Below are 18,283 nucleotides of genomic sequence, written 5' to 3'. Positions count from 1 at the left end.
TCCTCAGGCCGGAGTAAACATGGGAACGGGATAGCCGCCGTCGCTCGGCTTGAACGCCACCCGCACGCGCTGGCCGATCGCGAGCGCAGACGGATCGCAATCCACGAGACTGGTGAGCATCGTCACGCCCTCGTCGAGCGTCACATAGGCGAGCGTGTAGCGCGCCTCGTCCTTGCCCATCGTGCTGCACGAGTAGATCGTGCCTTTGCCCGTCGACTCGATCCATGCGGTGTTCGCGCTCAGGCAATGCGGGCAGATATCGCGCGGGTAGTAATGCGTCTCGCCGCAATCCGCACAGCGCTTGACCAGCAGGCGCCCTTCCTTCGCCGCCTCCCAGAACGGCAGCGCCTCGGGCAGCGCGCGCGGCGCGGAGATCCGGCGCGGGCCGGCAGGCCTGGCCGCCGTCTCCTTCTGCGCCGGCTGATTCTGATTAGTCATCCTCATCGTCATACCCGTTCTAAAATGAGTGTTGCAGCCGTATGGCGCGAAGCCAGTGCGCCGCCGATGCCGCTCGCGAGCGCGAGACCGCAGTCCGGCACCTGCACGGCGGGATGCGCCTCGCCGCGCAACTGGCGCACCGCTTCGATCACCTTCGTCACGCCGCCGCGGTTGGCGGGGTGGTTGTTGCACAGCCCGCCGCCGTCGGTGTTGAAGGGCAGCTTGCCGACGCCCGAAATCAGGCCGCCGTCCTGCACGAACCGGCCGCCCTCGCCCTTCTTGCAGAAGCCCAGATCCTCCAGCTGCATCAGCACGGTGATCGTGAAGCTGTCGTAGAGCGACGCGTACTGGATATCGGCCGGGCTCACGCCCGCCTCCTCGAAAGCCGCCGCGCCCGACCACTTCGCCGCCGACCAGGTCAGGTCGATCTTGCCGCCCGCCGCATGCTTCGGCGCCTCGCCGGTGCCGCGCACTTTCACGAGCGGCCGCTTGAGCTGCCTGGCGATCTCGGGCCGCGCGACGATGAGCGCGCCGCCGCCATCGCTCATCACACAGCAGTCCAAACGATGCAGCGGATCGGCGACCATCGGCGAATTCACGACGTCCTCGACCGTCACGACGTTGCGCAGCATCGCGTGCGGGTTGTGCTGCGCGTGGTGCGAAGCCGCCACCTTGATCCATGCAAGCTGCTCGCTCGTGGTGCCGTATTCGTACATATGGCGCTTCGCGACCATGCCATACAGATTCTGCGTGGCCGGCCCGAACGGCAGTTCGAACTGCACGTCGGGCGCATCGGGGTCCGGTGCCCGGAGCGCGAGCGCGGCGCCCGCCGCACGCGGGCGGCCTGCCAGCGTAATCAGCGCGACGTTGCAGCGGCCCGCCGCGATCGCCTCCGCGGCGTGCGCCACATGGAGAATCGGTGCGGACCCGCCGCATTCGGTCGAATCCACATGGCGCAGCTTCAGCCCGAGATATTCGGCGACCGTCGTGGTGCCGAGGCCCGGCGCGTCGCCCGCGCAGAAATAGCCATCGATATCGTCCTTCGTGAGGCCGGCGTCCTCGAGCGCGCCCTTCGCCACGTCGGCGTGCAGGCGGGCCACGGAGAGATCGTCGGCCTTGCGCGTGGGGTGCTCGTAGGCGCCGACGATATACGCTTGTCCGTTCAGGCTCATGCGGCCTCCCGCGCGAGACGCTGCGCCGTGAAGCGGTTCAGATGCCAGCTCGCGTCGCCGTAGGTCATGTTGATCGCATAGAGGCGCTTCGCGTAGTGACCCGCGCGGCATTCCTCGGTCATGCCCATCGCGCCGTGCAACTGAATGGCCCATTCGGCAGCGCTTTTGCAGGCCTCGCCGATAAACGCCTTCGCCGCCGAAACGAAGCGGCCGCGCCGCTCAGGATCGTTCTCGTCCACGGCTGTGGCCGCTGCGCACGCCATCGACTTCGCCTGCTCCAGCGCGATCAGCATGTCGGCGACGCGATGCTGGAGCGCCTGAAATTTCGCGAGTGGCGCGCCGAATTGCGTGCGCGTGCGCAGATGCTCGACAGTGAGTTCGAGCAGCGCCTCCAGCGCGCCGACCGATTCCGCACATAACGCGGCGTTCGCGCGGTCGAGCGCCACTTCGATCAGTGCATACGCAGTGTCGGCCTCGCCGATCAGATCGGCGTTGCTCACCACCACGTTAGCGAAGCTCACATGGGCGGCTTCGCGAGCATCGACCGTCGCAAAGCGGCGCAGCGCAATGCCCGGCGCCTTCGCATCGACGAGAAAGAGCGAGAGGCCATGCGCATCACCGCGTTCGCCCGAGGTGCGCACCGCCACCACGAAGGCATCGGCAATGGCGCCGTCGAACACGAGCGTCTTGGTGCCGTCGATGCGCCAGCCGTCGCCCGTCTCCGTCGCCCGCACCGAAAGCCGCGCGAGGTCGTAGCGCGCATCGGCCTCGCTCACGGCGAGCGCGAGCACCTTTTCGCCAGTGGCGGCCGATGCGAGCCATTGTGAGCACTGCTGAGTATTGCCCACAGCACTAATCAGCGCGGCGGCGGGCAGCCCGCTCGCGAGCCAGCCCGCGCCGCCCAGCGCGCGGCCCAGTTGCTGCGCGACGAGCATCGTTTCGACCGCGCCATAGCCGCTGCCGCCCTGCTCCGGGTCGATGGCGAGGCCCGTCACGCCGAGTTCGGCTAGCCCCTGGCGGCGGTGCGCAGCCAGCGCCGCGTCTTCCGCATTGCCGCGCTGATGCGCGGGATATTCGCCGTCGCAGAATCGGCGCACCGCATTCTGCAGCGCGACGTGATCTTCAGTCAGAGAAAAGTCCATGATGGTTCGTGTCCCGCTTCAGGCGTTGAAGAACGCGCGGCTGATCAAGTTACGCTGCACTTCGTTGGTTCCGCCGTAGATCGACAGCTTGCGTGCGTCGAAGTAATTGGCCGCCACGCCGATCAGTTCCTCGGGGCTCGGCGGCTCGTGGCCCGCCTGATCGAGCAGCGCGGCCTCGTCGAAGGGAATGCCTTCGGGCCCAGCGATGTCCGCGAGCAGCGCGTAGATCGCCTGGCGCAGCTCCGTACCGCGCACCTTGAGCATCGACGCTTCCACTGCCGGCACGCGGCTTTGCTGATTCGCGCTCAGCATGCGCAGCCCCGTGAATTCGAGCGCCATCAGCTCGATCTCGAAGCGGCTCACGCGCGCCTCGAACAGCGGATCGCCCGCGAGGCCCTGCTGCTTGCCGAGCGCTCGCGCGCGCGCGAGCTGCTGCTTGCACGAGCCGATGCCGGCAATGCCCGTGCGCTCGTGACCCAGCAGATACTTGCCGTACGACCAGCCCTTGTTCAGCTCGCCCACGAGGTTCTGGACCGGCACGCGCACGTTGTCGAGATAGACCTCGTTGAGGTCGGAGCCGCCTTCGAGCATGCGGATGGGCCGCAGCTCCACGCCCGGCGACTTCATGTCGATGAGCAGGAACGAGATGCCTTCCTGCGGCGTCGCATGCGGGTCGGTGCGCACGAGCGCGAACATCATCTCGCACCAGTGCGCATACGAGGTCCAGACCTTGTGGCCGTTGACGATGAAATGCTCCCCCTCATCGTCCTTGGCGAGCACCGCCGTGGTCCGAACGCTGGCGAGATCCGAGCCCGCGCCCGGCTCCGAGAAGCCCTGCGCCCACCAGGTTTCGCTACGGCGGATCGCGGGCAGATAGCGCGCTTTCTGCTCCGGCGTGCCGAACGCATTGAGCACGGGACCGAGCATGTTGATGCCGCTCGCGATGATGCGCGGCGCGCCGCCGAGCAGCGTTTCCTCGTCGAAGATATAGCGCTGCAGCGGCGTCCAGCCGGGGCCGCCGGCCTCGGTCGGCCACGACGGTGTGATCCAGCCGCGCTCGTAGAGCCGCGTGTACCACTCGACATAGTCGGCGCGCTCCAGACGCAGGCCCAATTCGGCCTTGCGCTTGAGCGCCGGCGAGAGGTTGCTTTTGACGAACTCGCGCACCTCGGCGCGAAAGGCCTCGTCCTCTGCGGAGAATTCCAGTCTCATTGATTCGTTTTCCTTATGATCCATGCGATCCATGCGCGCCGCTGTCTTGCGCAGGTGCGCCGCATACCACGAGCGCGTCGAGGGCGAGCACCCGGTCGGGATACGCCACGAGCGGATTCACGTCGATCTCGGTGATCCGCTCGTTCGCGCGCATCTGGGCGCCGATGGCGGCCACGGCCTTCGCGATGGCCGCCACGTCCACGCCTGCCGCGCCGCGCACGCCTTCGAGCAGCGCGGCGGCCTTCAGGCGGCGTAGCTCGACCACGATATCGGCTTCGGCCATGTCGGCGGGAATCAGGCGCACGTCCTTGAGCGCCTCGATCCAGATGCCGCCCAGCCCCACCAGTACGACGGGGCCCCATTCGGCATCGCGCTTAGCGCCGACCACGAGTTCGAGCCCACGCGGCCCCATTGCCTCCACGAGCGCGCCGTCGAGTTGCAGTTCCGGACGATGCGCGGCAACGCTCGCGTGCAGCTTGTCCCAGCCCGCGCGCAGCGCGCTCGCATCGGCCAGTCCCACCACCACGCCGCCCACGTCGCTCTTGTGCGGCAGCTCGCTCGCCTGGGCCTTGAGCACGACCGGATAGCCGATTTCCTCTGCAATCCTCAGCGCTTCGTCGATTGTCGTGGCAAGACGCCCCGGCGGCACGGGCAGGCCAGCGGCGGCAAGCCATTGCTTGCCATGGTATTCCGCGAAGATGCCATTGGCCGGCACGGGACCGGGCAGCGCGATCGCCTTCGGCGGTACCGCTTGCGCACGCGCTGCGCGCTGGAGCGACTCGCCATAGGCCGCGACGCGCGCACAGGCGCGCAGCGCGCGGTCCGGCGAACGGAAGAACGGCACGCCGCTCGCCGCAATCGCTTCCACGAAGAACGGTTCGAGCGCGTTGTTGTCGCCCATCACGGCGAGCACGGCCGGCTTCGTCGCGCGTGCGAGCGCGGGCACGAGGTGATCGGCCTTGTCGCGCTGCGCGATCGATGGGCCGCCCATGATCGAGAGCACGAGGTTGCCGATGTTCGGATCGGCGAGCACGGTGTCGATCAGTTCGCCGATCAGGCCCGGATTGCGCACGCCGATCGTCGTGTAATCGAGCGGATTATCGGCCACGGCGAAGTCGGGCAGCAGCGCGGTGAGTTTTTCGAGCGTCGGCGCGGTGAGCGGCGGCAGCGTCAGGCCGATGTCGTCGGCGAAATCGAGCGTGATGTTCTTCACCGCGCCCGAGGCGGTCATGACCGCCGTGCCCGCCGCCGGGGGAAGCGCAAAGCGCGCGAGGATCGTCGTGGTATCGAATAGTTCGTCCAACGAATCCACCACCACCACGCCTTCGCGCGCGAGCAGCACGCTCGCCGTGGCATGGTCGCCCGCGAGCGCTCCCGTGTGCGACTGCGCCGCTTCGCGCGCCCGCGCGCTCTTGCCTGGCATCAGCATCACGATCGGCTTGCCCGCCGCACGTGCCTCGCGCGCCAGCGCGAGAAAAGTCTGCGGGCGGCGCACCTGCTCGGCGTAGACGGCAATCGCGCTCGTCTGCGGGTCGGCGATGAACCACGCGAGATAGTCCTCGATGCCGAGCACCGCTTCATTGCCCGTGGACACCGCTGCCGTGATCGGCTGGCCGCGGCCCATGAACGCGTCGCGCAGGTTCGCGGCCATCGCCCCGCTTTGCGCGACCACGCCCACACCCCGGCGGCCCGCGCACGGATACGGCGCGATGGCCTCGAAGGTGACCGGCACGCCGGCCTCGAAGTTCGTGAAGCCCATGCAGTTCGGGCCGATGAGCGCGATGCCCGCGGCGTGGGCCGCTTCGGTAAGCGCCTGCTGTTTCGCGCGGCCTTGCTCGCCCGCTTCGGCGTAGCCCGAGGCGAAGATCACGGCCGCACCGGCGCGCCGCGCCCCCAGCGTGCGCACGGCGTCGAGCACGCCCGCTTCTGGAATCGCGAGTACGGCGAGGTCGATGCCCTCGGGCAGCGCCTCGACGCTCGCCACGCAGGGCCGGCCATTGATCTCCTGGCTGCTGCGCGAGACGAGATGAATCTCGCCCGCATAGCCGAAACGCTCGAGGTTTTGCAGCACGAAGTTGCCGAACGCGCGGGGATCGGCGGATGCGCCGACGATCGCGATCGAGCGTGGCTTGAGCACGCGTTCGACGGGCAACAGGCCGGCCGCATCGGGGAGTGACTTACTCATCAGGTCATGCCTCTTCTTGATAGGGACGCCGGCCTTCGCGTGCCGGAATCGGATCGGATGAGACACATTCTGGCATACCAGAAGCGCTATCTCAATACACCAGAGTGTGTTTTTGATGGCTGGTGTTTTCCCCTAGTGCAGGGCCAAACGGCGCGGAACTCGCATTCATCTATTTGATTTTAATGATATTTATGCCGTCAGATGGTCGCATTCACCGTGCGTCGCGTTCGTATAAGCAAAACATCTTATTGAATGCCACAACGTCATATTGGTATATTTAAGCCCTCTACAGTTCATCCGCCCACTCTCATGAAATCCGTAGCCGATCTGAGCGTCGACCCCGAAGGCCCGGCCTCCAGCCTGCCCGCGCTTGCGCCGCGCACGCGGGCCAGTCTCGCGAACGACATCCGCGAGACGCTGCAGGCCGAGATCGAAAAGGGCGAAATCGCGCCGGGCACCCCGATCGACGAGCGCGCGCTCGCCGCGCGCTTCAACGTCTCGCGCACGCCGGTGCGCGAAGCGCTTCAGCATCTCGCGGCGCGCGAACTCGTCGCGATCTCGCCGCGCCAGGGGATTGCGGTGGCACGGCTTTCGATTGCGAAGGTGCGCTCGATGCTCGAATACATCGGCGAGCTGGAAGCGTTGTGCGCGCGTTTTTGCGCGCGGCGCGCGAGCGACACGCTGCACGCGGCGCTCGACCACGCGCTGATGGCGTGCCAGCAAGCCGCCGTGGTGGGCGACGCGGGCGAGTACGCGCGCGCCAACGAAGCTTTCCACGACACCCTCTACGAAGGCAGCCGCAACGAATGCCTGGCCGACCAGATTCGCACGGCGCGGCGCCAGTCGGCGCGCTACCGCGTGGCCGACCTGCGCAACCGCAGCCAGATCGGGCGGTCGCTCCAGGAGCACTTCGAGATCGCCCGTGCGATCCAGGCCGGCGACGAAGCCAAGGCCGCCGACGCGATGCGCCGGCACGTGCCGGCCGGCACCACGGGCTTTTCCGAATTCCTCGCGGCGGTGCCGCGCCACTTCTTCGACTTCGGCGCGGACTGATAGTCGGGCCGAGAGTCGGCCTGAGAGCCTAACTAACATCAAGGTATCCTGAATAATTTAGTACGGAGACAACATGCCCCGCTCCATCGACGTTCCCGGCCTTGCGCACAACGCCCCGATTCCCCTGGGCGCGCGCGTGGCCAATGTGCTGTGCTCGTCGGCGATCGCCGGCAAGGACCCGGCCACCGGCAAGCTCGCCGCCGACCCGGCCGATCAGGCCCGGCTCGCGTTCGACAATCTCCGGCGCTTTCTGGACGCGGGCGGCGCGACGCTCGCCGACGTGGTGAAGCTCACCGTGTACGTGAAGGACAACGCCGTGCGCGAGCCCGTCAATGCGCACTGGCTTGCCTGCTGGCCGGACCCGGCGCAGCGCCCCGCTCGCCACATCGTCGTGCACGAGCTCCAGCACGGCATGGCGCTGCAGCTCGAAATCCTCGCCGTGCTGTCCTGATTCCCGATTCGCAATCCTTAGCACCTCGCTCCCCCTCTCAACGTAACGCTTCCACAAAGGTCCCAACGTGATCATCGATTCCCACGCCCACGTCGTCATGCCGCCCGAAAGCTTCCGCTATATGGCGGAGCTGGTCGGCGGCCGCGCCAATCCGTCAACGAAGCCCAACGTGCCCGACGCCTCCGTGCGCAAGATGGCCGAAGAGCTCGTGCGCAGCATGGACACGGTCGGCACCGATATTCAGTTCATCTCGCCGCGCCCCTATCTGCAGATGCATTCGGTCAAGCCCGCGCGCGTGACCGAGCTCTGGTCGCGCCACTGCAACGACCTGATCGCGCGCTTCGTCGCGATGTTCCCGGATCGCTTCCGCGGCGTGGCGGGGCTGCCGCAGTCCATGAACGAATCGCCGGCCGTGCGCGTCGTGGCGGAGCTCGAGCGCTGCGTGAACGAGCTGGGCTTCGTGGGCTGCCTGCTGAATCCGGACCCGACCGAGTCCGCGGGCCCCACGCCGCCGGGTCTCGGCGATCCGTTCTGGCATCCGCTCTACGAGGCGATGACGGCGCTCGACGTGCCCGCGCTGATCCACTCGGCCGGCAGTTGCAGCCCGCGCGAGTCGTACACGCTGAAGTTCATCAACGAAGAGAACATCGCGGTCATTTCGCTGCTCGAATCGGATGTGTTCGAGAAATTCCCGGACCTGAAGATCGTGGTCGCGCATGGCGGCGGCGCGATTCCCTACCAGATGGGGCGCTTCCGTTCGTGGGCCGCGCGCCGCAACCATCCGCAAACCTTCGACGAGCAGTTGAAGAAGCTCTACTTCGACACCTGCAACTATTCGAAGGAATCGATCGAGCTGCTGCTCAAGGTGGCCGGCACCGACAACGTGCTGTTCGGCACCGAAAAGCCGGGCACGGGCAGCGCACGCGACCCCATCTCGGGCCGCGACTATGACGACATGAAGCCGGTGATCGAAAGCATCGAGTGGCTCACCGAGGAACAGCGCCGCAAGGTCTTCGAGTGCAACTGCACCCGGCTCTATTCGCGCGCGTTCCAGAACTATCAGGAGGCCTGATCATGGCGATGACCGCCGAAGAAAACGCCCTGCTCACCCGCGTCGAGAATGGCGCGCCGATGGGCGAGATGATACGCCAGCACTACTGGATTCCGGCCGTGCCCTCGGCGAAGCTCGAAGCGGATGGCGCGCCCGTGCTGGTGCGCCTGCTGGGCTCGAACTACGTGGCGTTTCGCACCACCGACGGCAAGGCCGGCCTGATCGACGAGCTCTGCCCGCACCGCAAGACCTCGATGATGATGGCGCGCAACGAGCACAACGGCCTGCGCTGCATCTTCCACGGCTGGAAGGTGGATGTGCAAGGCAAGGTGGTGGAGGCGCCCAACCAGGTGGGCGATCAGGCGCAGTTCTGCACGCGCGTGAAGACGAGCCAGTATGGCGTGGAGGAGCGCGGCGGCATCGTCTGGGTGTGGCTCGGCAAGAACAGCAAGAACAGCAAGAACAGCGAGAGCGACAGGCCGCCGCGCTTTCCCGACCTGCCGTTCACGCAGCTCCCCGCCGACCAGCGCTCGGTCACGTGCGTCGAGGTACCCACGAACTGGGTCCATGGCGTGGAGGCGTCGATGGATTCCTCGCACGTGGGCGTGCTGCACGAATCGACCACGCAGATCACGGCGGGCGGCGGCAACGAACGCCTGCATATGACGAAGGCGCTCGCGCCACGGCTCGAATTTGAGGAGCGCCCTTATGGCTATCGCTACGCCGCATTGCGCGACCTGCCCGACGACAAGATCTATGCGCGCGTGAACAACTTCGTGATGCCGTGGTACGGCATCATCTGCGCGCCCGATGCGAACAGCCCGAGCACCGTGTTCTTCTCCACGCCCGTGGACGACGTCACGCACCGCGCGTGGTTCGTGCACTTCAATCCCACGCGCAAGCTCGGCATGACCGTGATGTCGGCTACGCCCGACGTCTGGAATTTTCCGCCGCTGCCGCCCGGCCCGCGCGAGCAGAGCTTCGGCCAGAACCGCGACCTCATGAAACGCGGCCACGCCACGGGCTTTCATCAGCATCTGGGCACCGAAGACTTCGCGATGTTCCTCGGCCAGGGGCCCATTGCCGATCGCACGACGGAGCAGCTCTGCTCCGCAGATGGCGCCGTGCTGCGCGTGCGCGCGTTGCTGCTCAAATCGGCGCGCGAATTCATGGCGGGCAACACGCCCACGCTCGCCGAGAACCCCGAGCTCGACTATTCGCGCGCGATCTCGATCGGCGGCGTGCTGCCGGCGGGCGCGGACTGGCGCGCGCTGACCGACACGGCGGCTTGAGCCGGACTCACGAAATGACCCCGATGCTTGCCCCGACACTTGCCCCCTCGCTTCTCACGCTGCGCGTCGCCGCGATCGAGGCCCCGACATCGCTCATCAAGTCGATCACGCTCGAAGCAACCGATGGCGCACTGCTGCCCGGCTATACGCCGGGTGCGCACCTGCAGGTCGAAATCCCCTGTGCGAACGGCGGCGCGCCGCAGTGGCGCTCGTATTCGCTCATCCACCTCGACCCGCACGACGACCCGCGCGAAGGCGTGCGTGCATACCGGCTCGGCATCCGGCGCGAGGACGAAGGCCGCGGCGGCTCGCGCCACATGCACGCGCTCGAAGTGGGCGCCACACTCACCGTGCGCGCGCCGGTCAACCACTTCCCGCTCGCCGCGCCGCCGTGTGTGCTGCTCATCGCGGGCGGCATCGGCATCACACCGATCGTTTCGATGGCCAGCGCGCTCGCGGCGCAGCAGCGCGATTATGTGCTGCATTTCAGCGGCCGCACGCGCGAGGCGCTGCCGTTCGTCAACGAGCTGCGCGCGCTCGCGGGCGAACGTCTCATCCTGCACGCCGACGACGAGCCGGCCACGCGCTTTTCGATCGACGCGCTGCTAGAGAACGCGCAGGTGAACCAGCCCATCTACGTGTGCGGGCCGGCGGGCATGATCGACGCGGTGCTGGCCGCCGCGCGCAAGCGCGGCTGGCACGAGTGCGATCTGCACTACGAACTGTTCACCGAGGCGGCGCCCCAGGAAGGCGACACCGCGTTCGAAGTCGAACTGAAGTCGTCGGGCAAGCGCCTCACCGTGCCCGCCGATAAATCGCTGCTCGACACGCTGATAGAACACGGCGCCGATGTCATGTACGACTGCCGCGCGGGCTACTGCGGCCTCTGTTCGACGCGCGTGGCGAGCGGCGAGATCGAGCATCGCGACACCTATCTCAGCGACGCCGACAAGGCGAGCGGCAAGGTCATGCAGGTGTGCGTTTCGCGCTGCAAGAGCGGCCGCCTCGTGCTCGACCTCTAATATCCCTATGGAATCCGAAATGAGTGCATCTCTCGTTACCTATGAACTCGACGGTGCGGTCGCGCTGATCGGCCTGAACCGTCCCGACAAGCGCAACGCCATCAACGAAGACGTGATCGCGCAACTGCGCGACGCGGTCGTGCGCGCCGGCGACGAAGCCGACGTGGGCGTGCTGTTCGGGCACGGCGGCAACTTCAGCGCGGGCCTCGACCTGCGCGAAGCGCTCGCGCGCGCCACGGGCCAGAACGCGCCGCCGCGCAAGCGCCGCCGCCACTCGTGGCATGAGGTGTTCGACATCGTCGCGCGCGGGCCAATCCCGTTCGTCGCCGCGCTGCACGGCGCCGTGGTCGGCGGCGGTCTGGAGCTCGCCACGGCCGCGCACGTGCGCGTGGGCGACACCACGGCGTTTTTCGGCCTGCCTGAAGGCCAGCGCGGCATCTTCGTGGGCGGCGGCGGCACGGTGCGCATCCAGCGCGTGATCGGCTACACCCTGATGGCCGACCTGATGCTCACGGGCCGCCTGCTCTCGGCCGAAGAAGGCTTGCGCGAGCACGTCGTCACCTATCTCACGCCGCCGGGCGAAGCGCTCGCGAAAGCGAAGGAACTGGCCGCGAAGATCGCGCAGAATGCGCCCGACACCAACTGGCGCATCACCAACCTGCTGCCGCGCGTGAACGATCTCTCGCACGAGGACGGGCTCTTCCTCGAATACATGAGCTCGAACATGGCGCGCTCGCCCGAGACCGCAAAGCGTTTGCAGGAGTTCGTGGACGGCAAGGCGAAACCGCTCGGGCGTCCCGATGCGCAAACGTCCCCCGCATGAGGCACGAGACACCATGAGTACAACCAACCAACTGAATCCGCAGAAATCCACCGCGCCTGAAGCCTCACAAGCGGCGGCGCTCGCACATGTGAAAGCGGCCGAACTGGCTGCCGCGCAGATCCCCGTCGCCAGCGCCGCGACGGCCACGCTGCGCCCGATCGCCCAGGCGGCCGTGATCGGCGCGGGCACCATGGGAGGCGGCATTGCGATGGCGTTCGCTGCGGCGGGCATTCCCGTGACGCTCATCGACGCCAGCGAAGACGGCCTCGCGCGCGGTCTTGCGCGCATCCGCGAGAACTACGAGAGCAGCGTCAAGCGCGGCAAGCTCGATCCCGCCGTGCGCGACGAGCGTCTCGCGCGCATCGCGGGCTCGCTCGCGATCGCCGATGTCAAGCAGGCCGATATCGTGATCGAGGCCGTCTACGAAGATCTCGCGCTCAAGCAAGGCATCTTCCGCGAGCTCGATGCGCACGCGAAGCCGGGCGCGGTGCTCGCCACCAATACCTCGGGTCTCGACATCGACGCCATCGCCGCCGTGACGCAGCGCCCCGCCGACGTGGTAGGCGCGCACTTCTTCAGTCCCGCACACGTGATGCGTCTGCTCGAAGTCGTGCGCGCGACCCACACCGCCGACGATGTGATCCTCACGCTCATGGACCTCGGGCGCCGCATGGGCAAGGTCTCGGTGCTCGCGCGCATTTATCCGGGCTTCATCGGCAATGCGCTCTTTCGCCACTACAACCGCGAGGCGCATTTCCTCGTGGAAGACGGCGCGCTGCCGCACGAAGTGGACGCGGCGCTCAAGGACTTCGGCTATGCGATGGGGATCTTCGCCGTGCACGACATGGCCGGCAACGACGTGGGCTATCAGACGCGCAAGGCGCAGATGGCGACGCGTCCCACCGATCGCCGCTGGAACGACCTCATCATGAAGCTCGTGGAGATGGGGCGACTCGGCCAGAAAAGCGGCAAGGGCTGGTATCGCTACGAGCCGGGCAGCCGCGAGCCGCTGCGCGATGCCGAGCTCGAACGGTTCATCGTCGAGGAATCGGCGCGGCTTGGCATCGCGCGCCGGCCGATTTTGGCCGACGAGATCGTCAAGCGCTGCGTATACGGCATGATCAACGAAGGCGCGAAGCTGCTGCAGCAAGGCATCGCCTTGCGCGCGAGCGACATCGACGTGGTCTACGTGACGGGCTACGGCTTTCCCGCCCATCGCGGCGGGCCGATGTACTACGCGGATCAGATCGGCCTTGCGAACGTTTATCGCGACGTCAAGCGGCTTCACGACGAGTACGGCTACTGGTGGAAACCGGCGCCGCTGCTCGAAAAGCTCGCCGCCGAAAACGGCCGGTTCGCCGATCTCTGATTCAGTCGTTGCCCTGCGCTTCCTCGCGCGCGGCCGCCTCGGCGCCCGCGCCCGCCGTTTCGCGCGGCGCGGCCATCGGTGCATCGTTGAAGAACTCGGCCGGCAAGGTCGCGAGGAATTCGGAGAAGCCCGCGTCGCCGCCCGGCGAATGCTGCGCCATCACTTCCTCGGCCGTCACCTCGTCGCCCGAGAGCAGCGCCTGCGCGAGCCGCTTGTGGTCGGCGATCACCTTTTCGCGCCGGCTGGGTGCCAGGAACAGCTTGGGACGGTAGCGCGAAATCAGGCGGCGGATCGAACGGATCTGCTCGGCCAGATAGTCGTTATGGCAGGCCAGGCAAATCACCTCGTGGAATTCCGCATTGCTGCGCGCGAAGCGGCGCGCGTCGCTCTGGTTCAGCGCTTCGACGCCTTCGTCGATCGTGCGCTGCAGCTCGACGCGCTGCGCATCGTTCATGCGTCGCGCCGCGAGGCGCGCGGAGACGGCTTCGAGCTCGTGCAGCAGTTCGAGCATGTCGCGCAACTGCGGCACCGTCATCTTGGTCACGAACACGCCCTGGCGCGGCACGATCTGCACGTACTGTTGCGCGGCGAGCTGCTGCAGCGCCTCGCGAATAGGCGTGCGGGAGACGTTGAAGCGCGCGGCGAGCGCGCGCTCGTCGAGCGCCGCGCCGGGAACGAGATCGCCTCGTTCGATTTCCGATTCCAGCAGCGCCTTGATTTCGGCCGACAGGCTCAGTTTGGGGGGCTGACTCATTGAATGGCAGACAGGGAGTTTCGGAGGACCGCGTTGCCTTAAGCAGGACCAGCGGCGGCGTTTAATCTCCGTATCATACCCCGCAGGTATACCAAACGCCCAATCGTGTGTTACCCGAATGCGTCCGCCGCGAACCACAGTGCTCCGCTTCCTGCACGCCGCCCTGGCGGCGCGGCGTGCAGGACCGCTTTAGAAGAGGTGGCGGATGCCGATCTGCGTGGCGAACTGGTCGCGCGTCGTCGAGAGGCCAGCGGCCGTATTCGCCTCCGGCCCGAGCGCGGGCTGGTTCATCAGGCCCGGCGTGGTCGCGAGGAACAGGCCCGCGTTGGTGGCCGCCCCGAACGCGCGCTGCCAGGTGCCGAACACGAACACGTCGGTGCGCTTGGAGAGCCGGTAGTCCACGCCATAGCTGAACTGGTTGTATTGGCCCGACTTGTGCTGGTCGATCCACGCATCGCCCACGCCGAACGTCCAGACCGGCGACGGATGGTACTGGACACCGGCCTCATAAACGCTGGTCACCTTGGCCACCATCGGCCCCATGCGGGTGATGCCGTCCTGGTTCGTATAGGTGAACAGAGCGTTGATCGAGAACTTGTCGAGCGTCACCTGCCCCGCCACGGCCGCGGTATAGATCGAGTCGGCGCCCGAGGCCATCTGCGCCAGCGTCGCGCCCGTGCCGGCCGGCGTCGCGATCGTCGTGCCGCCGCCCACGGTCTTCGTATAGGCCGCCGAAATCGAGTAAGGCGCGTGGAACGAGCCGGTCGGGCTGTACTTGATGCCGACGCTCAGCACGTGCGGCGTGACAGCCGAGTTGCCGCCATCGAGGCCATACATGACGCCGGCCTGCACGCCATTCCAGAGCGGCGTTTCATAGCGCACGGCGTTTTGCACCTGCTCGCCCGCGAGGCGGTCTATGTCGTCGGCGAGGTGAAACGCGTAGGCGGGCGCGAACTGCGCGACGTTCGTGTAGTACGACACGTAGTCGTAGAGGAAGTCGTAATCGCGGCCGGCCACGAGTGTGCCGAACTGGTCGCTGCGCAGGCCCACGTAGGCCCGGCGGTTGAACAGGATGTTCTGAAACGCCATCTCGCCGTTGTTGACGAAAAATTCGCTCTCCAGATTGAAGATCGCTTTCAGGCCGCCGCCGAGGTCCTCGTTGCCGAGCAAGCCCCAGCGCGAACCCTGGTTGATGCCCGAAGCCATGCTGACCTGGCTCGATCCCGCCGTGTTGTTCACATAGGTCACGCCGGTATCGATAATGCCGTACAGCGTGACGCTGCTTTGCGCGTGCGCCGCGCCCGCCGATGCGGCTGCCACTGCGGCGGCCATCGCGCTCATCACCCACTTCTTGCTCACTTTTCGATCTCCTGAGAGGGCGGACTATAGTGTCCGCTTTATTTAGTGATCCTTACAAATCGATGCGTGGCTGAGCCGCTTTGTGCTGCCATCGCCTACTGCGTCGAACGACCTGCCGCGAGATGGCGCGACGCGAGGAAGTAATGCACGGCCGACCACACGAGCACCACGCTAACGGCCAGCATCGCGTAGCGGATGCCATAGGCCGAGGCGTCGTGACACGCTGCCGCGAACGGTCCGTGCAACGGCGCGGGCGCGCCATGCGGGCCGTGCGGACCGGCCGCCGTGCAGGCGAGCTTGAACGAGCCTTGCGTGAACAGACGCGCAGCAAAGCGGTCGCTCAGCAAGCCCACGCTCGCCGGGCCCAGCCCCTGGCCAACGAGATTCATGACGAGGAACACGCAGGCCGACGCCGTGGCGCGCATGCGCGGCTCGACGATGCCATGCACGACCGCGAAGGTCGGGCCGTTCCACATGCTCAGCAAAACCGTGGCGACGAAGATCAGCGACACGGCAACGGGCCATTGCCCCAGCGTGAACGCGGTCACGACGAGCGGGAAGCCGATCGCCGTGCCGAACGCGGGCACCCAGGCATACCAGCGGCGGCTCTTCGCGCCCAGCCAGTCGGCGAGCACGCCGCCGAGCACGTTGCCGATCAGGCCGCCCACGCCGATCACGAGCCCGAAGATCAGGCCGGCCTGCGCATAGCTGAGTCCGTAGACGCGCGTCAGATAGACCGGAATGAAGAGGTTGATGCCGTACTGCGCGAACGCGCCCACCACGGTGCCGAGCAGCATCTGCACGAACGCGCGGCTTCCCAGCAGCACCTTGAGCACGTCGCGCAGCGGCGGCACGCCGGCCGCGAGCGCGGCCCCGCCCTCCTCGGCCGCGCCGCGCCGCGGCTCGCGCAGCGTGATCCAGGCGAGCAGGCCGAAGATCAGCCCCGGCAGGCCGACGACATAGAACACCGGACGCCAGCCCATGTGCTGCACCATCCAGCCGCCGCCGAGCGCGCCGACGAGCACGCCCACCGGCGGCCCGAGCGCGTAGATCGACAGCGCGCTCGCGCGGCGGCGCGGGCCGAACTGGTCGGAGATCAGCGAGTGCGCCGTGGGCGTGCTGCCCGCTTCGCCAATGCCCACGCCGAGCCGGAAAACCAGCAGTTGCCAGAACGCGCCCGCCGTGCCGCAGAGCGTCGTCATCACCGACCACGCGCCAATCGAAAGCGCGATCAGCAGGACGCGATTGAAGCGCTCCGCGAGCCGCGCGATCGGCAGCCCGAGCAGCGAATAGAAGATCGAGAAAGCCAGCCCGTTCAGCAGGCCGAGTTGCAGGTCGCTGAGGTTCATCTCCACCTTCATCGCCTGCCCGACCACGGCGATGATGATCCGGTCGATGAAGCTCGATGCGTAAATCAGGACGAGAAGCAGTAGAAACCAGCTGCGATACCAGCCAGCGTCAGACTTGGCTCCCACATTCTGGGCGGTCAATTCCTTCATTCGTGCTGTCTCCGGGAGGGCGTCAAGTAGCGGGTCGAGGGCTATTTGTATGCCACAACATCGTTTGTGGGATTTTTTAAGGATTCTCTAGCATAATTTTTGAGCGCGCAAGAACAAGTCGCACCGGGCGCATCATCGTTTTCACTTAGGAAAATGGTCTGCGGAATACGGCGAGATCAGGCCAAAGGCCCGCCAGGCAAGGCTCGGGCGGGGTTGGCGCGCATCGGCAAGACATCGGCTCAACTGGTTGCGCGTGCAACCAAATGGAAGCTGCGAGCCAACGCCGGGATCGGGCCCCGGTGGCGCGACCGCTTTTTGGGCCGAATAGGGCTGGAGCTGCCGCTCAGGACGAGAGCGGCGTCGCGGGCATGTTCGCGATAGCGAGGAAATTGGCGATCTTGGCGGTCGCGGCGTCTTTGCGCGAAGCGAGCGCGAGGCGGATCGAAATGTTGTCGCCGAGGACGTCCGCATAGACTACGCCCTCGACGCGGATCTGGCATACCGACGCGGGAACCAGCGATACGCCGAATTCCGCCGCGACCAGATTGACGACCGACGAGAGTTGCGGCGCTTGCTGGCCCATCACGGGGGCAAACCCGGCATCGAGACAGGCTCCGACGATCACGTCATGCAAAGTCGGGCTGGCTTCGCGCGGCAGCAGCACGAAGGGATCTTGAGCGAGCGCATTGAGCGGGATCTTTCGCTTCCTGGCCAATGGGTGCGTGGTCGGCAAAACGAGCTTCATGGGCTCGACCGCAATATGGTGGAACGCCACGCCGGCGGGCGACTGGTTGCCAAGACGCACAAACGCGACATCGAGCCGGCCATCGTCCAGATAGGAAAGCAGCTGCGCCGTATTGCCTTCGGCCAGTGTCAGCGAGACGGCGGGCCAGGACTGGCGAAACTTGCGGATCAGATTCACCACGACCGGATTGAAAGCCGCGGATCCCGTAAAGCCGATATTCAGTTGCCCGACTTCGCCGCGTCCCGCGCTTCGGGCGTTCTGGACCGCCTGCCGGGCGTTCTCCAGCACGCGCTTCGCATCGACCATGAACGCCTCACCGGCTTCGGTGAGCACCACGCCATGGCCGGTACGACGAAACAGCCGGACGCCCAGTTCGTCCTCCAGCGCGTGAATTTGCTGGCTCAGCGGCGGCTGCCCGATGCCCAGCTTCTCGGCGGCGCGCGTGACGTTGCGCTCCTCCGCAACCGCCAGGAAATATCGGATATGCCGGAGTTCCATCGTGATATCTGTAAAACGTATTTCAGAAAGACGAGATAGATATTGGACAGAATATCATCAATGGACGAAGATGCGTCAATCTGTCAGCAGACCGATCTGCTGGCAATCATCTGCTCTGTGCTGCGGTCCTGATCCCCACAGCCTCAAACAATGCGGACGGCCCATTCCCCATGGCGCCAGATCACAGCGGCGGATGCGATCTGTTATCCAATTTGTGA

At 66.5% G+C, this 18,283-nt stretch carries 16 protein-coding genes; 7 read left to right on the top strand and 9 right to left on the bottom strand.

Translation table 11 applies throughout. The annotated features are described in order from the left end of the window. Positions 1-3 precede the first annotated feature (3 nt). From U5775_RS29455 to U5775_RS29435, 5 genes are read right to left on the bottom strand one after another with little or no spacing between them, the layout of a single operon-like run. On the bottom strand, positions 4-438 hold the full coding sequence (locus U5775_RS29455; RefSeq protein ID WP_322061644.1) for a Zn-ribbon domain-containing OB-fold protein: 435 nt from the start codon (positions 436-438) through the stop codon (positions 4-6). 8 nt (positions 439-446) lie between these two features. Further along, complete coding sequence (locus tag U5775_RS29450; RefSeq protein WP_322061643.1) at positions 447-1,610, bottom strand: thiolase domain-containing protein; 1,164 nt, start codon at positions 1,608-1,610, stop codon at positions 447-449. Further along, a complete protein-coding gene (locus U5775_RS29445; protein WP_322061642.1) occupies positions 1,607-2,752 on the bottom strand; it encodes an acyl-CoA dehydrogenase family protein in 1,146 nt (381 codons plus the stop codon). Before U5775_RS29445 ends, U5775_RS29450 begins: the two co-directional genes overlap by 4 nt. An 18-nt stretch (positions 2,753-2,770) precedes the next feature. Further along, a complete protein-coding gene (locus U5775_RS29440) occupies positions 2,771-3,964 on the bottom strand; it encodes an acyl-CoA dehydrogenase family protein (protein ID WP_322061641.1) in 1,194 nt (397 codons plus the stop codon). A gap of 13 nt (positions 3,965-3,977) precedes the next feature. After that, the gene (locus U5775_RS29435) at positions 3,978-6,149 is read right to left on the bottom strand and encodes an acetate--CoA ligase family protein (RefSeq protein ID WP_322061640.1); all 2,172 of its coding nucleotides are present in this window, start codon (positions 6,147-6,149) and stop codon (positions 3,978-3,980) included. A gap of 309 nt (positions 6,150-6,458) precedes the next feature. Here U5775_RS29435 and U5775_RS29430 point away from each other — a divergent pair, with 309 nt between their 5' ends. The 7 genes from U5775_RS29430 (at position 6,459) to U5775_RS29400 (ending at position 13,210) form a co-directional block, all read left to right on the top strand. Continuing rightward, entirely contained in the window at positions 6,459-7,202 is a 744-nt protein-coding gene (locus U5775_RS29430) for a GntR family transcriptional regulator (RefSeq protein WP_322061639.1), read from the top strand. 73 nt (positions 7,203-7,275) lie between these two features. Then, positions 7,276-7,653 carry a RidA family protein gene (locus U5775_RS29425; RefSeq protein ID WP_322061638.1) on the top strand — a complete coding sequence of 126 codons (378 nt, stop codon included), beginning with the start codon at positions 7,276-7,278 and terminating at the stop codon, positions 7,651-7,653. A gap of 67 nt (positions 7,654-7,720) precedes the next feature. Continuing rightward, the gene (locus tag U5775_RS29420) at positions 7,721-8,725 is read left to right on the top strand and encodes an amidohydrolase family protein (protein WP_322061637.1); all 1,005 of its coding nucleotides are present in this window, start codon (positions 7,721-7,723) and stop codon (positions 8,723-8,725) included. A 2-nt stretch (positions 8,726-8,727) separates the two neighbouring features. After that, positions 8,728-9,996, top strand: a complete 1,269-nt coding sequence (locus U5775_RS29415) for an aromatic ring-hydroxylating dioxygenase subunit alpha (RefSeq protein WP_322061636.1) — start codon at positions 8,728-8,730, stop codon at positions 9,994-9,996. Between the two features lie 14 nt (positions 9,997-10,010). Next, positions 10,011-11,018 (top strand): PDR/VanB family oxidoreductase, encoded by a 1,008-nt coding sequence (locus tag U5775_RS29410; protein WP_322061635.1) that lies wholly within the window; start codon positions 10,011-10,013, stop codon positions 11,016-11,018. Positions 11,019-11,037: 19 nt separating this feature from the next. Beyond that, positions 11,038-11,841, top strand: coding sequence for a crotonase/enoyl-CoA hydratase family protein (locus U5775_RS29405; RefSeq protein ID WP_322061634.1), 804 nt, complete (start codon positions 11,038-11,040; stop codon positions 11,839-11,841). A 13-nt stretch (positions 11,842-11,854) separates the two neighbouring features. Further along, the gene (locus tag U5775_RS29400) at positions 11,855-13,210 is read left to right on the top strand and encodes a 3-hydroxyacyl-CoA dehydrogenase (RefSeq protein ID WP_322061633.1); all 1,356 of its coding nucleotides are present in this window, start codon (positions 11,855-11,857) and stop codon (positions 13,208-13,210) included. Between the two features lies 1 nt (position 13,211). On the opposite strand, the gene U5775_RS29395 is transcribed toward U5775_RS29400, so the two are convergent. From U5775_RS29395 to U5775_RS29380, 4 genes are all read right to left on the bottom strand, one after another. After that, positions 13,212-13,964 (bottom strand): GntR family transcriptional regulator, encoded by a 753-nt coding sequence (locus tag U5775_RS29395; protein WP_322061632.1) that lies wholly within the window; start codon positions 13,962-13,964, stop codon positions 13,212-13,214. 189 nt (positions 13,965-14,153) lie between these two features. After that, complete coding sequence (locus U5775_RS29390) at positions 14,154-15,323, bottom strand: porin (RefSeq protein ID WP_322061631.1); 1,170 nt, start codon at positions 15,321-15,323, stop codon at positions 14,154-14,156. A gap of 95 nt (positions 15,324-15,418) precedes the next feature. Next, entirely contained in the window at positions 15,419-16,822 is a 1,404-nt protein-coding gene (locus tag U5775_RS29385) for an MFS transporter (protein WP_322061630.1), read from the bottom strand. Between the two features lie 343 nt (positions 16,823-17,165). Continuing rightward, positions 17,166-18,065, bottom strand: a complete 900-nt coding sequence (locus tag U5775_RS29380; protein WP_322061629.1) for a LysR family transcriptional regulator — start codon at positions 18,063-18,065, stop codon at positions 17,166-17,168. Between the last annotated feature and the right edge of the window lie 218 nt (positions 18,066-18,283).

It is taken from the genome of Paraburkholderia sp. J63 (genome assembly GCF_905220245.1).
Lineage (GTDB): Bacteria > Pseudomonadota > Gammaproteobacteria > Burkholderiales > Burkholderiaceae > Paraburkholderia.
The sequence above is the reverse complement of the archived record's forward strand: the minus strand, read 5'-3'. Positions and strand labels throughout refer to the sequence as shown.